General features: G+C 40.5%; 11 protein-coding genes. 3 read left to right on the plus strand and 8 right to left on the minus strand.

Features of this window, described 5'->3' with window-relative positions; translation table 11 throughout:
• Positions 1–287: 287 nt before the first annotated feature.
• On the minus strand, positions 288–716 hold the full coding sequence (locus tag H6G73_RS12800) for an FHA domain-containing protein (RefSeq protein WP_190604957.1): 429 nt from the start codon (positions 714–716) through the stop codon (positions 288–290).
• A gap of 289 nt (positions 717–1,005) precedes the next feature.
• A complete protein-coding gene (locus tag H6G73_RS12805) occupies positions 1,006–3,402 on the minus strand; it encodes a heavy metal translocating P-type ATPase (RefSeq protein ID WP_190604959.1) in 2,397 nt (798 codons plus the stop codon).
• Between the two features lie 423 nt (positions 3,403–3,825).
• Between H6G73_RS12805 and H6G73_RS12810 the strand changes: the two genes are divergently transcribed.
• Positions 3,826–4,320, plus strand: coding sequence for a GNAT family N-acetyltransferase (locus H6G73_RS12810; RefSeq protein WP_190604961.1), 495 nt, complete (start codon positions 3,826–3,828; stop codon positions 4,318–4,320).
• 48 nt (positions 4,321–4,368) lie between these two features.
• Here H6G73_RS12810 and gor read toward each other — a convergent pair whose 3' ends face one another.
• Together gor and H6G73_RS12820 are read right to left on the minus strand one after the other, a co-directional pair.
• Entirely contained in the window at positions 4,369–5,730 is a 1,362-nt protein-coding gene (gene gor / locus H6G73_RS12815) for a glutathione-disulfide reductase (RefSeq protein WP_190604963.1), read from the minus strand.
• Positions 5,731–5,904: 174 nt separating this feature from the next.
• Complete coding sequence (locus tag H6G73_RS12820) at positions 5,905–6,441, minus strand: peroxiredoxin (RefSeq protein WP_190604965.1); 537 nt, start codon at positions 6,439–6,441, stop codon at positions 5,905–5,907.
• A gap of 179 nt (positions 6,442–6,620) precedes the next feature.
• Between H6G73_RS12820 and H6G73_RS12825 the strand changes: the two genes are divergently transcribed.
• The gene (locus H6G73_RS12825) at positions 6,621–7,067 is read left to right on the plus strand and encodes a Fur family transcriptional regulator (protein ID WP_190604967.1); all 447 of its coding nucleotides are present in this window, start codon (positions 6,621–6,623) and stop codon (positions 7,065–7,067) included.
• Positions 7,068–7,301: 234 nt separating this feature from the next.
• On the opposite strand, the gene H6G73_RS12830 is transcribed toward H6G73_RS12825, so the two are convergent.
• The 3 genes from H6G73_RS12830 to H6G73_RS12840 are packed head-to-tail and all read right to left on the minus strand — an operon-like array spanning position 7,302 to position 12,250.
• A complete protein-coding gene (locus tag H6G73_RS12830; protein WP_190605117.1) occupies positions 7,302–9,563 on the minus strand; it encodes a hybrid sensor histidine kinase/response regulator in 2,262 nt (753 codons plus the stop codon).
• A gap of 5 nt (positions 9,564–9,568) precedes the next feature.
• On the minus strand, positions 9,569–10,009 hold the full coding sequence (locus H6G73_RS12835; protein ID WP_190604969.1) for a response regulator: 441 nt from the start codon (positions 10,007–10,009) through the stop codon (positions 9,569–9,571).
• Between the two features lie 3 nt (positions 10,010–10,012).
• Positions 10,013–12,250 (minus strand): GAF domain-containing protein, encoded by a 2,238-nt coding sequence (locus H6G73_RS12840; RefSeq protein WP_190604971.1) that lies wholly within the window; start codon positions 12,248–12,250, stop codon positions 10,013–10,015.
• A 345-nt stretch (positions 12,251–12,595) separates the two neighbouring features.
• On the opposite strand from H6G73_RS12840, the gene H6G73_RS12845 reads away from it, so the two are divergent.
• Positions 12,596–12,829 (plus strand): hypothetical protein, encoded by a 234-nt coding sequence (locus tag H6G73_RS12845; RefSeq protein ID WP_190604973.1) that lies wholly within the window; start codon positions 12,596–12,598, stop codon positions 12,827–12,829.
• 349 nt (positions 12,830–13,178) lie between these two features.
• Here the strand turns inward: H6G73_RS12845 and H6G73_RS12850 are convergent, their stop codons facing one another.
• Positions 13,179–14,150, minus strand: coding sequence for an ROK family protein (locus H6G73_RS12850; protein WP_190604975.1), 972 nt, complete (start codon positions 14,148–14,150; stop codon positions 13,179–13,181).
• Positions 14,151–14,882: the final 732 nt, after the last annotated feature.

Here is a 14,882-nt window from a genome sequence, read left to right on the forward strand (position 1 = left end):
GTAAATGTTTGAGGATTTGTAATTCTACGTCCATTGCTCTACCTACCTTGTAGAGTTTTTTCTTTTAACTATTATATTCTTTATTCTCGGAAAGTGACAGAAGAGGGGTACTCTCAGTTTTTTTTGATAAATTTAGAGTTTAATTGAATTAATGGTAATCATTGAAAAGATTAAATTTGAACAAAAAATATTAAGAATGCACTCATATGAAGGCATTCTTAAATCACAAATTAACATCTCAAATGGTTCAAATATCGACTAACCCAGCAAACAGAGTTAAGATATGGTTATTCTAATTCGTCTGTCATACTAGGATTAATTAAGGTAATATCATACTCAGTCGCATCTGTTTGTCCCGGACGCTGATTATCTTTCAAGAGATAGTAAATTGCGCGTACCTGTGGACCAAACACAATCTCATCTTCATTTCTTAAATCATGGGCAGGGATTTTGCGTCCGTTGATCATTAAACCATTGGAACTAGGCCGACCTTTTGCATCTCCATCAACGATGCGGTAATAGTAACTATTAGCTTTATTCTTGCGAGGTAATCTTACTAATGTGGCATGATAACGGGAGACAAATTGGGAAATGAGACGAATATTGCATTCACGGTCTCTACCAATAGAATAGACAGCATTTTCTAAAGTAAATTCTTTGCGTCCTTGATTGTCTTCAATAATTAATAGATGGCTTTCATTAGATTCGGCTGCCATTGACAGATAGTGATTTAAATGGGTTGAACTTTGATAAATCAAGATTGGTGCAGTTTATAGTGCTAATAATTAGACTGATTAAAATCAGTGTCAGTGAGTCTAATCAGAAAAAAGTAGCTGATTTACTTGAGCAGAGTACAACTAGGTTGGGATTTTAGCTATAACTGTTTGCTTAGTAAGTTTAACCATCTGCATCAGATGTATAACGACTGATCAGAACCTCAGTTTACCGCAAGATTGACCCTGAATGTTGCTTCAAGATATTACCTCCGAAGGAAAATGTAGCCAATTAAAGCACAAAACGTTTTAACAAAATTGAGTTAGTAACGACACTGACTGAGCTAAAGGCCATGAATGCTGCGGCACTGGATGGAGTGAGGATAAAACCCGTACTTGGGAATAATACACCTGCTGCCAGGGGAATTCCAATTGTATTATAGGCAAAAGCCCAAAACAAATTTTGGCGGATGGTGTTAAAGGTAGCGCGACTGAGTTTAATAGAGGTGACAACATCTTGCAAGCGATCGCCTATTAATACTATTTCAGCAGTTTCCATTGCTACATCTGTACTGGATTGGAGAGCAATTCCCACATCTGCTTGGGATAAAGCAGGGGCATCGTTAATACCATCTCCTACCATGGCGACAACACCAGGATTTTCACCAGTTTGTAGAGATTGAATAATACTAGCTTTCTTGGCTGGGGGAATACCTGCTATGACATCAGTGTTATCTATACCTAATTGTTGGGCTATGGTGGTGGCAGCTTCTAATCTATCGCCACTGAGTACCATGACTCGTAAACCCATTTGCTGTAATTGGCTGACTGCCTCTTTCGCGTCTGGTCTGGGGGTGTCACTGGCAGCGATAAGACCAATTAAATTGTTTTCTAGGGCTACACCAATCACTGTTTTTCCTTGTGCAGCTAACTTTTGCCCTTGCTGTTGAGCAGTTTCGCTAATTATAATCCCGTGGTGGTTTAACCAGTCCCAATTACCTAACAAAACGGGTTTACCTTCCACCATTGCTGACACTCCCAGACCTGCTTCTGTGTGAAAATCAACGGTGTGGGGAATAGATAGGTTTTGTTGTTGTGCAGCTTGTTGAATGGCCTTAGCCAAGGGATGATATGTGCCATTTTCCACAGCCGCAGCTAGTTGGAGGAGTTGAGAAGGGGTGATATTTTCTGCCAAAACCATGCAGTCTGTCACCGTGGGATGCCCAGTGGTGAGAGTACCTGTTTTATCAAACACTACTGTTTTGAGTTGGTGGACTTTTTCTAAAACGTCACCACCTTTGATGAGTAGACCCTTTTCTGCACCCATCGCTGTACCTACGAGGATAGCCGTAGGGGTAGCTAGTCCTAACGCACAGGGACATGCAACGACCATAACTGCGATCGCTAGTTTTAAACTAATTAGCAGTGGGGAAAACTGGGTACTGGTTACATGGTGATTATCAACCAAGTGGTGCATCATCCCCATACCACTGGACATAGTGACAGCCGGCCAAATGTGAGTGCCAAAAAAGTACCAAAAAATGAATGTTAAACAGGATGCTGTGAGGACACCATAGGTAAAATAACCAGATATTGTGTCTGCTAACTTTTGGACTGGGGCTTTACGAGTTTGGGCAGCTTCCACTAAGGCGACAATATGGGCTAAAGTCGTATCATCGCCAGTTCTGGTAGCTTGAATAGCGATCGCTCCTGATTGGTTAATAGTTCCCCCCGTCACCCTATCTCCCACTTGTTTGACCACTGGGACTGCTTCCCCCGTCAGCATCGACTCATCCACAGTTGTTTGTCCCCAGCGCACTTCCCCATCCACGGGAATTTTATCTCCTGGCAAAACCTGTAACCATTCACCTACACGTACCTGTTCCGCCGGAATTTCAACTATATTCGCTCCCGCTAAAGTTTCTATCTCTGGATTAACAATTAATCTAGCTGTCTGCGGTTGCAGTGCTAACAACTTTCTAAAAGCCAAGGCCGCACGACCCCTAGCTTGTTGTTCCAATGTTTTACCTAAAAGAATGAACCCCAGCATCATCACAGGTTCATCAAAAAAGCATTCCCAACCCATTTGAGGAAATAACAGGGCCACTAAGCTAGTAGTGTAGGCAGTTAAGGTTCCTAACCCCACCAAGGTATTCATATTGGGTGCACCCCGTCGCCAACCCAACCAACCATCAACAATGATGGGACGACCGGGAATCAACAATGCTACAGTTGCTAACCCACAATGAAACCAAATGTTTTTTAAGAAGGGAAAAATGGAAGTGCCAACTTCTCCAAAATGGGCAATGACAGAAAAACCAAGTAACACACCAGCAATGACTAACTGTCTCATTGCCGTCTGCATTTCTTGGCGCTGTTTAGTTGCTTGGGTCTCTAAATGAGAATTGCTACTTGTCCCATGCTGGGCTTGACGATGTTGGCTAGGAAATCCTGAAGCTGTTAATCCTTGGGCCAGAACATCTCCTACAACTGTACCAGTCTCAGCCTCCACCACAGCCACTTCTGTTGCCAGATTCACACAGACGTTTTTCACCCCTGGTTGTTGGGTTAGCTGTCTTTCCACTGCTTTCACACAGCCAGCACACTTCATACCCCCAACATCTAAAATAATCTTTTCTGTGGCGGGTGTAGATTCTGGAGTTAGGTCAGTTTTTGGGACAAGTTGCATGGCAGGTTTGAAGATTCGCTACTACATGAAAAACGCTGCATCAACAGCGCCTCTATTTTGAGGGTAGGCGAAATCTGGGGCAATAGAGGTATACCAGTGAATATTTTTTAGGAAGTAGATAGCGGGGCTTAGGCAGAAAAAAGAGCCGAAAAGAGGTTACAATGCAGGGATGGTATAGCTTTCACATTAGACCTATGGTGAAAATTAATGTAGAGACGTTCTGCCGGAACGTCTCTACAAGGGTTTCAAACCACGCAAGAAGCCTTTAGAACAGCAATCTCTTTTCGTTTTTTGTTCGCGTAGCCTGTGCCTTGCACATATAGCTAACCATTAATCGTGACGTATTTGCCTATAAAGCCAGTTTCGGCTTTATTTGGGCTTAATTTTTGTCTAAGTCCCGTTAACCAAAACTTAGATTGAGTTATGGAGCAGATAGTTATTAGAAATATGCAGCATGAAGATGTAAACGCTGTAGTCAACGTTTATGCTGAGGTGTTTGATGGAACTTATGTTGGTTTTGGCGAACTCAGTGCAGGAATGGGAAAAGCACCTGGGGTACCTTGTAATCAGGCTCCAGATATTTTCCGAGACGAATTGCACGATTTACTACGCGATACAACAAGTAATGGCCTTTTCGTTGCTAGTGTTGGTGACCAGGTAATTGGTTTTGCTGTTGTTGTGTTGCACGATAAAGATGTTGGTTTAGAATGTTGGCTAAATGATCTTGGAGTTAGCCTAAAATGGCAAAAACACGGTATTGGACAAAAACTGATAGAGAAAGTTTTTGACTGGGCACTTCAGGAAAAGGGAGCTAATTACTGTTTGCTAGAAAGTGGAGTTAAAAATAAGACTGCCCACAAACTTTTTGAGCGTATGGGGTTTCAACCGCTCTCAACAGTTTTTTGGAAAGGTCAGTAGACCGAAAACTTTTACCAACGCCAAAAATAGCAGTCTGTAATACTGTTTTTAACGCATAGTAACAAACTCTTCGGCTGAACTGGGATGAATACCCACTGTGGCATCAAAATCAGCTTTAGTAGCACCCATTTTTACAGCGATCGCTACTCCTTGTATAATTTCCGCAGCATGATTGCCCACCATGTGCGCTCCCAGGACTTGATCAGTATTCTGGTCAACCACAAGTTTCATCATGGTTTTTTCGTCTTTACCAGCTAAGGTGTAGTACATCGGCCGGAAACGAGAGCGATAAATTTTGATGGCATCATCACCATATTTCTTTCTTGCTTCTGCCTCGGTTAAACCCACTGTTGCAGCTTCGGGATAGGTAAAAATGGCAGTGGGGATATTTTCATAACTCATGGTGCGAGACTTGCCACCAAATACCGTATCAGCAAAGGCTCTACCTTCATTAATGGCCACAGGTGTTAAATTAATTTTGTTAGTACAATCTCCCACAGCATAAATATTTTCTTCAGCTGTGAGGCTGTATTCATCAACAATAATTGCCCCATTTTCTCGCATCTGAACTTTAGTATTTTCTAAACCCAGATTTTTGGTATTGGGTAGACGACCAAGGGCCGCTAAACTCACCGCATCAGCGACTACAGTTTCTGCTTCTTGTCCTGCTTGACGAACTGTAACTTTCACTCCTTCTGCATCTTTTTCAATGGCAACTTGTTCAGTATGATTAACAATCCGAATGCCATGATTAATCATAGCCTGTTGAATTTCCGACCGTAAATCATCATCAAAACCGCGCAAAATCATGTCACCCCGAATTATCTGGGTTACCTCTGTTCCTAACCCATTTAAAATACAAGCAAATTCTGACCCAATATAACCAGCACCTAAAATTACTATCCGTTGAGGTTGTGCTTTTAAATTGAAAACATCGTCGGAAGTCAAAGCATGTTCAATGCCAACAATATTTGGTTTTACTGGTTGCCCACCCACAGCAATTAAAATTTTATCCGCTGTTACTTGGCGGTCTTCACCCACCGCAATTGTATGCGCGTCAATTAATTTCGCGTAAGCCGGGAATAACTCAACTTGAGAGTTATCTAACATCCGTTGATAAATCCCATTGAGGCGTGTCACTTCATTATTGACAGCCGTAATCATTTTTTCCCAATTCAAAGAACTAGCTACAGGACTCCAACCGTAGCCTTGAGACTCTGCAAATATATCGGCAAAATGGGAAGCATAAACCATTAATTTTTTCGGCACACACCCACGATTTACACAAGTTCCACCTAGTCTGTCAAACTCAGCAATGCCGACTTTTGCCCCATATTCTGCTGCTCTTCTCGCTGTAGCAATTCCACCAGAACCCGCACCAATTACAAATAAATCAAAATCGTAGGTCATAATCTATATTCTGTTTGAATATTTATACTATATGCTATTGCATTTTTGTCAAAAAAGATGGATTTAGAAGAGGGATTTGAGATAGCTATTGGTTTACCTCATTCATTAACTTTCTGGTAGATACCAAAAGTTAAATTAATACCCAAATCCCCAATCTAAAATTAATTAACCAATTTACTTTTTGACAGATTGCAGATATTTCAACATGGTGTCTGCATCAGAAACTTCAAAGGGGTCTGTGGGGCAGTTATCTTCGTATCCTGGCTCAATAAATATCTTTTCAATCTTGCCGTCATCGACAACCATTGAATAACGCCAAGACCGTAACCCAAAACCAAGATTAGATTTATCAACTAACATCCCCATTTTGCGGGTAAATTCACCGTTACCATCGGGTAGCAAGAAGACATTTTTAGCACCTTGTTGTTTACCCCATTGGAACATAACGAAGGCATCATTGACAGAAACACAAATGACTTCATCAACACCTAATGCCTTGAATTCATTATAAAGTTCTTCGTAGCGGGGCAGGTGGGAGGTAGAACAGGTGGGTGTAAAAGCACCAGGTAAGGAAAACACGACTACGCGCTTACCACCAAAGATTTCTGCTGTTGTCCGGTCTTGCCAACGGAAGGGGTTGGGGCCACCAATAGATTCGTCACGCACACGGGTTTTAAAGACAACGTTAGGTACTTTTTCGATTACAGCCATGTTGACCTCTGGAGGGATGAATTTTCTTTCGTTTCGTTATATCTCAGAATAATTCTAACTTAAGAATTAATCAATAGTTATAAATACTTAAATTTTAATGGAGTTATAATTAACTACTAATTACTAAAAGGGAAAGATTATAATAAAAAGCGATAGATTATCAAAATGTCGCCACAAGTATGCAGCAACAAGCAAACGCAATTGTCCAAACCTTAAAGTCCAAGGGTTTGAGGGTGACACCTCAGCGATTTGCGGTCTATGCAAATTTGTTATCTCGTAGTGATCACCCTACTGTTGAACAAATACTGATAGATTTAAATAAAGATTGCCCAGTGTCTTCTCAAGCCACGATTTACAGTTCCTTGCAAGCGTTGAGGGAAGCGGGTTTAGTGCGGGAAGTGCTATTAGAAGAGGGAGTTTCCCGCTACGATGCTAATATTGATGCCCACCATCATTTTTACTGCCGCTGCTGCGGTGCCATAGAAGATATACCTTGGGATACATTCCAGAGTATACAACTGAAGAGCTTACGTCGTGGCTTGAGCGCAGAAACCTATGAAGTGACAGTCAAAGGCGTGTGTGACAGTTGTGATGGTTCTGTGAGTAAGGGAACAGGGAACAGGTGACAGGTGACAGGTGACAGGTGACAGGTGACAGAGAAAGAAAAGTTGATTTGATTTTCTTCTGTTCGCGCAGCGTGCCGTAGGCATACTTGTGTACGGGCGGGTTTACCAAAATTCTCGTTCATAGTTGATGATATCTGTAAACCCGCCCCTACTGACTTCTGTTCGCGCAGCGTGCCGTAGGCATACTGTAGGCATACTTCTGAACTTCTGTCTTCTGTCTTCTGAACTCCTTCTTCAATGCAAAACTTTCTCCAAGGTGAGCAATAGCTCATTGACAGTGTAGGGCTTGGATAAAAATGTACTTACTCCTACTGAGCCAATTGCGGTTAGTTTACTGCTAGACATCAGTCCGCTAGTGGCAACAATTTTGACTTGGGGATTAATTTTGCGTAAAGTGCGGATAGCGGTGACACCATCTAAAGCTGGCAACATTAAATCCATCAGTACCACACTGATTTTATCCATATGTTGAGCGTAGAGTGCGATCGCCTCTATTCCGTCACTGGCAATTAAGGTCTTGTAATTATTGGTTTCCAAAGACTCTTTAGTAATATCTTGAATTGCTGGTTCATCATCTACTACTAAAATCAGTTCTCCATTGCCTGTGAGGGGAACTAAGTTTTCACTGGTGAATGTTTCTTCTTGGGGGGCTGCGGGTAGGTAAACTTTAAAACAGGTACCCTTTGCCAATTCACTATCTACACTCAAAAAACCACCGTGGCTTTTAATAATTCCCAAGGCTGTAGATAACCCTAAACCTGTTCCCTGTCCTATTGGCTTGGTTGTAAAAAATGGCTCAAAAATCCGATCAATAATATCTTTGGCAATACCTGAACCTGTATCCGTGACACTAACAACAATATAGGGGCCTGTGTGGGCCTCCAGATTCATCCGGGCATAATTATCATCAATCAAGAGATTTTCTGCACATATTTGCAGTAAACCACCATCGGGCATGGCATCATGGGCATTGACACAGAGATTCATCAAGACCTGATGTAACTGAGTACCATCTCCCGATACCATCCATAAATCTTGGGGGATATCTGTATACACTTCGATGGATTTGGGAAAAGTCTCTCTCAGGATTTTCGTGACTTCGACAATGATGTGACGCAGTTGTAAGTTAATACGCTTGCCTTGGACTCCCCGTGCGAAGGATAATACCTGCTTGACTAAATCGGAACCACGTCTAGCATTGGTTTCCAGAATTTCTAGAAGTAATTGTGTGCGATCGTCAGCATCGGGAAATTTTAATGCTAATAGTTGTGCTCCTGCTAAAATTGGCGTGAGGATATTATTCAAATCATGGGCAATTCCACTAGCAAGAGTACCGATACTTTCTAAACGTTGAGTCCGAAATAATTTTGTTTCCAGTAGTTTCTTTTCAGTAATATCTGTATCAACAATCAGGATTGATTTTGGTCTTCCTTGTTCATCACTGACTAAACTCCAGCGGCTAGAAACCACAATTTTCTGACCCTGTTTAGAAACTGTGGTTAATTCTCCTTGCCATTTACCTTGATTAATTACTTGTAAAAACGCAGCTTCCAAATCTGGAAGCTGTTGTTCAGTCAACAATATCTCATTGGCATTTTTGCCGTAAACTTCGCTAGCTTGCCAACCGTATAAAGTTTCTGCACCATGACTCCAAAACAAGATTTGGTTTTCTAAGTCTCGTACACAAATAGCATCAGTGGTAATATCTAACAGTGCAGCTTGTTCGTGGATTTTTGCTTCTGCTTGTTTTCTTTCACTAATATCAATACTGGCACAAGTTATACCAACTATCTCCTGGGACTCGTTGCGTAGTGGTTCTACGGTTAAATCGTAATAACGAGTTTCCTGACCCGTATAAATAGAAACTTCTGCCCTGGTGCTAATACAGCTATTCAGGACACTAATTTTGATTTGTGTGAGACGTTGGGCATCACCAGGATCAATTAAATCCTCATCTCTTTTTCCTAACATTTCCTCAACAGCAAAGCCCAAAAAAGGATTGTAAACCCAGGTATATCTTAATTCTCTATCTTGGTTGTAGACAAAGATGGGGGAATTTTGCAGAGCAACACGAAATCGTTCTTCACTATGGCGGAGTGCTTCTTCTATTCGCTGTCTTTCTATGGCATAGCGCATAGAACGGACAAGCACATCACCTGTGACTTGGCCTTTAATTAAATAATCCTGCGCTCCTTCCTGCATAGCCCGAATGGTTAAATTTTCATCGTCTGTACCTGTCAAGATGATAATTGGCGTAGCCTGGGCACGATGAAGAACAGCTAAGAAGGTATCCCACCCTTGACTATCTGGCAGTGACAAGTCGAGTAAGATAACATCAAAAATGTCCTGACGAAGAGAATTGAGGGCTTCAGACAACCTTTCCACGGTAATTAAATCTACCACAGTGGTAGTTACCTCTGTGAGCAATGCTTGTAATAAAAAGACATCACCAGGATTATCTTCTACTAACAAGACTTTAATAGTTTTACCTGCGATTACCATCACTCCGGTGGCAGTTTGACGATCGCAAACCAAAAGTTTTCAATAGACTGTACAATTTTAACGAATTGATCGAAGTCAACAGGCTTAGTTATGTAACAATTAGCTGCTAAATTATAAGCTTTGGTAATATCTTCTTCTGCCTGGGATGTAGTCAGCACCACTACAGGAATTCTTCTCAGTTTTTGATCATTTTTAATTTCTGCTAGGACTTCCCTGCCGTCTTTTTTCGGGAGATTTAAATCTAGCAGCACAATATCAGGATAGGGAGCATCAGAGTAGTATCCCTGTTTTCGCAAAAATGCCATTGCTTCCACTCCATCTTCCACTACATTCAGATGTACGGAGATTTTGCTATCTTCCAAGGCGATGCGTGTCAGTTCAACATCAGCAGGATTATCTTCTACTAACAAAACCTCTACCGGCATAATCGCTGTTATCATCTTCTATTGCTGATCTAGGGTATGGGGAATTGTGAAGTAAAAGGTAGAGCCTTGTCCTGGTTGTGACTCAACCCAAATACTTCCGCCATGACGCTCTATAATTTTCTTACAAATCGCTAGCCCTATGCCAGTACCAGGGTATTTACTTCTACTGTGTAAACGCTGGAAGATTGCAAAAATTTTCTCTGTATACTGAGTATCTATACCTATACCATTATCTTGGATGGAAAATAACCATTCATGGGAAATATTTGGTTGTAGGGAATAGGAAGTAGGTAAGGAAGAGACAATCAATCCATCTTCTCTAGATTCTTCCATATCTGGAGTTAGTTTCACCCCTGCTACCTCCCTTTCTCTCCTACAGACACCAATATGAATCTTTGGTGGGATAGCACGGTGGAATTTGATGGCGTTGCTCATTAAGTTTTGGAAAACTTGGGTTAACTGGGTGGCATCTCCTCTAATTTCTGGCAATGGGTCGTAGGTGATAATGGTATTGGACTCGTCAATAGCTACTTGTAAATTAGCGATCGCTTTGAGCAAAATGCTATGACAGTTAATGATGGTAAATGGTTGTCCTCTTGTATTCACACGGGAATAATTCAATAGGTCTTGAATCAGGATTTGCATCCGCCTTGCCCCATCCACAGCATAGGCAATATACTGCTCCCCATTGGTATCTAATAAAGGTTTATAGCGACGCTCTAGCAACTGTAAGTAACTAGTCACCATTCGCAACGGCTCCTGTAAATCATGGGAAGCTATATAAGCAAACTGTTCTAATTCCGCATTAGAACGACTTAACTCTTGACGTTGATGGGTTTCCTGTGCTAATAACTGAGCCTGAGAAATAGCAATGCCAATTTGATCAGCTAATTGTTTCAACAACTCCTGCTCAAACATGTTCCACTCTCTGGGTGCGCTGCAATTGTGAGCAATTAATAAACCCCAAAGACTTTCTCTAACTAATATGGGTACTACCAAATTAGCTTTCACCTGAAATCGTTGTAGTAGTTCTCGGTGACAAGTTTCAATATTGGCAGTTTCTATATCAAAAATAGCTCTAACTCTACCTTGACCATACTGCTGAATATATTCTTGTTTAAAACAGGGGTCAAAAATACTTTGTCCTAAAATCACTTTCCACCCAGGTAAAACAGCCTCTTGAATCACCCTACCTGAACCGTCTCCTAAGATTTGGAAAATTAACACTCGGTCAGTTTGCAACAGCTTCTGTACTTCCGTAACCGTTGTATAGAGAATTTCGTCCAGTTGCAGACTATCGCGGATTTTGAGCGTAATTTCCGCAAATAAGTAACTACGTAAATTCTGACGTTTGAGTTCCTCTTCCGCTTGTTTACGGACAGTGATGTCCTGAAAATAAACGGATAAACCATCTCGTGCTGGATAGGCATGTACTTGAAAGTATCTGTTGAGGGGAGGATAAAACTCCTCAAATTCCACACTGGTGTGTTGAGCGATCGCTCTATGATATTCGTGGTAGAATTTCGTATCTACAGTTCCTGGGAAAACATCCCAAATCCGCTGGCCAAGCAATTGCTCCTGAGTTTTTTGTAATAATCTCTCTGCTTGGGGGTTTAAGTACGTAAATCGCCAATCTTTATCCAAGGCCAGAAAGGCATCTGTAATACTTTCCAAAATATTGACAATCTTATCTCTAGCCATTTGGGCCGCAGCAGAGATGGCTTGCTCTTTGGTCATTAATTCTTCAGTCAGAATTGATACATTTCTAATCTGCTTTCTCAACTCTAATTGCTCGATGACTAAATCACTTAAAGCCTTCAATGCTGACACCTGTCTAGCATCAATTTGACGCGGAACTTGATCAATTACACACAGAGTACCTAATACATATCCCTGAGTAGTTATCAAAGGCATACCTGCATAGAACCTGACATAAGGATAGGTGGTAACTACTGGATTATTGACAAATCGCTCATCAGCAAAAGTATCTGTAATTATGACGATTTCACTTCGCTCACAGCAAAGATAAGATAGACCATGATTACGGGGCATTTGTGTGACGGTTAAACCAACTTTGGCTTTAAACCACTGACGATCTTCATCAATAAAATTCACCAAAGCAATCGGTGTCTGACAAATTGCCGCGGCTAATTGCACTATGCTTTCATAAGCAGTTTCCGGCTCAGTATCTAAGATTTGGTACTGACGGAGAGCATTGAGCCTCTCCTGCTCTTGTTGATTCGACTCCAAATTCATAAATTTTCTATATAAAAAATGGTTTTTTAGTTTTTATGATAGTCGAGCGAGCTAAATCAACCTTGATGGAGTGGTGGATTTAAGATGATTAAAAAAACTGAGATGTTAATAACAAAAATATGGGTAAAAAGCTGAGGGATTTCAACGTAATTGCTGATTGATCAACTCCTCTCTACCTGGAAAAAACGATATATTCTCCCTTAGATGTGATACAAATCACCACATAATAGTGATATGAATCACTATTAATAATTGATATTATTCACAATGGTCAGATTGAGTTCATCACTTCCATAAATTGGATTTTGGAAGATATTTAAGTTATCGAGTTCAACACCTACTTTTATGCATCAAGTTAATCTACTACCTGGAGCCGTTTCGGAAATAGTTGTTGCAGTTGCAGACACTGGAGTCCTGACTCTAGCTGACCGCTACGGCTTAATGGCTGCAATTTTAGGTGGGTTACTGAACGAAGAAGAAGAACAAGCAATTAATAGAGTGTTACGTGGTGTAGTTAAAGGTCGGATTAAAGTTGTAGACGAAATCTCCAATGAAGTTCCTCTAGCTCATATCAAGTAAATAGCATCCTCTGATGCAAAACTTAAGAACTTAAAAAAATCAATCTTTAATTGCATAAGAGTTGCTAAAAATATTATAACTTTTTTTTATTAAATATATAAAATTTACGGATTGATAAGAAAAATTAACGGAATATTAACATATAGCAATGGACGGAGCGGTTAGGACATTAACTAAGAATAAAACTTAGACAGCAAAAGGCTTTTAGCACTGTCACCTGTCACCTGCTATATATGCCCAAAGTCAGGAAAAAGACAGACTTCAACGACAAATAATTTAAAACTTATTCACCTGTATTGATAATCTTATAGATATTTTTATACTTTATTTATACTGAATTTTTAATTTATTAATCCAAAATATTTAAACCCATCGCTACTGCACCCCATAATGGTGCATCATCACCTAACAAAGCACGTACAACCTCGAAATTCACTTCTGGTAATGCTGTTTCCCTAGCAACTTTTCGTACTATTGACCAAAAAGTATCTCCTGCTTTAGTTACACCCCCACCTAAAACAAAGCGTTGGGGGTTCATCAGGTTAGCGACATTGCCAATACCTACACCTAAAGCCCAAGCAGCTTTATATAAAACTTCTTGAGCTAATTCATCTCCATAGGCTGCGGCAGCACTGACAATTTGTCCCGTGATTAAGTTGAGATCATCCCCAACTAAATATCTCAAAATGTCTCCCCGGACTTGTCCGTCAGTATGATGGGGAGTTTGTACGGCTAAAAGTTCGCGGGCGTTTTGGGCAATGTAAGGGCCAGATGCTAATCTTTCCACACAACCCCTTTTTCCACATAAACAAACAGGCCCAGTGGGGTCTACTACCATATGACCAATTTCCCCAGCCATCCCTGATGCCCCTGACCAAGGTTGATTATTGAGTATCCAACCTCCACCTACACCAGTGCTGATTGTAATGTAAAACAAACTGTCGTATCCCTGTCCTGCACCAAAACGATGTTCACCAATAGCAGCTACATTGGCATCATTATCGACAATGGCTGGTGCATTGTAATCTTCTTGTAGTAATTGTTGAAGGGGGATATTTTCCCAACCAGGTACATGGTGAGATAGTCGGACTGTACCTGTGGCTGCATCTACGGGGCCACCAAAGCTCACGCCAATAGCATCAGGTTTACTACCATTTAACACAGAATCAATAAGCGATCGCATAATTGCTATATCACTTAAAGCATCTGCTTTCGCTGGTGATAATCGGCTATCATGACGTAACCATTCCCTGGAACCAGCTTTCACGGTAGCTGCTGCCAATTTAGTACCGCCAAAATCAAGGGCTAAGATTAAACTCATGGGTGAGAAAACAGTCAAGTAATAGGGTGTAGGGTGTGAGAAGCTTTTGCTTTACTAACCATTACCCATTATCTCGTCAATAAAATTTTGTAGTCGTTCACCAAAAACCTTACGGCAGTTTGTGATGAGCATGTTGGTAGTTTGTTGGCATAGGTATATTTAATGGTGAAGGAGGAAAAAAGGCAAAAGAGAAAGAAAAACTTTTTAACTATTTGCCCCAATCATTGAGAATTCATATAAAATTAGGGTTGTATGCTTGTCAGCAACGACAACGCAACCATGTAAGTAAAGCTACTTTTCTGGCAACAAGTTCCCTATCAACATAGAAATAAAGCTATTAATTACATCACAAGTCCCAATGGATATATAGGGAACTTTTGTAATTACGTTATCTGTTAGTTAGTCACTAGAGTAAAGTCAACATCAAGATGTTAATAAATATTAGTAAAAATTTTGCTTTTTATTAACTACTTGATTTTATAATTAAATTCAGTTAAAGTCGATAAACATCAACAAAAACAAATCATTCAATACAATTTTAAGATAATGAACTTAGATAGAATGATAGAGGCAATCCATTTATAACTATTTTGGCTTTCTAGCATTAAATCTGTGTTTTTGGGAAAAAATAGCTGTGTAGGTTATATTTTTTTCTAAAGTTATTGAAAAATTTTCTCAATAAGCTAAAATACAGAATAGATAAAAACCTTGTTAGCAATGGATTTTTATTCA

It is taken from the genome of Richelia sinica FACHB-800 (genome assembly GCF_014698825.1).
In the GTDB taxonomy this organism is placed as follows: Bacteria; Cyanobacteriota; Cyanobacteriia; order Cyanobacteriales; family Nostocaceae; genus FACHB-800.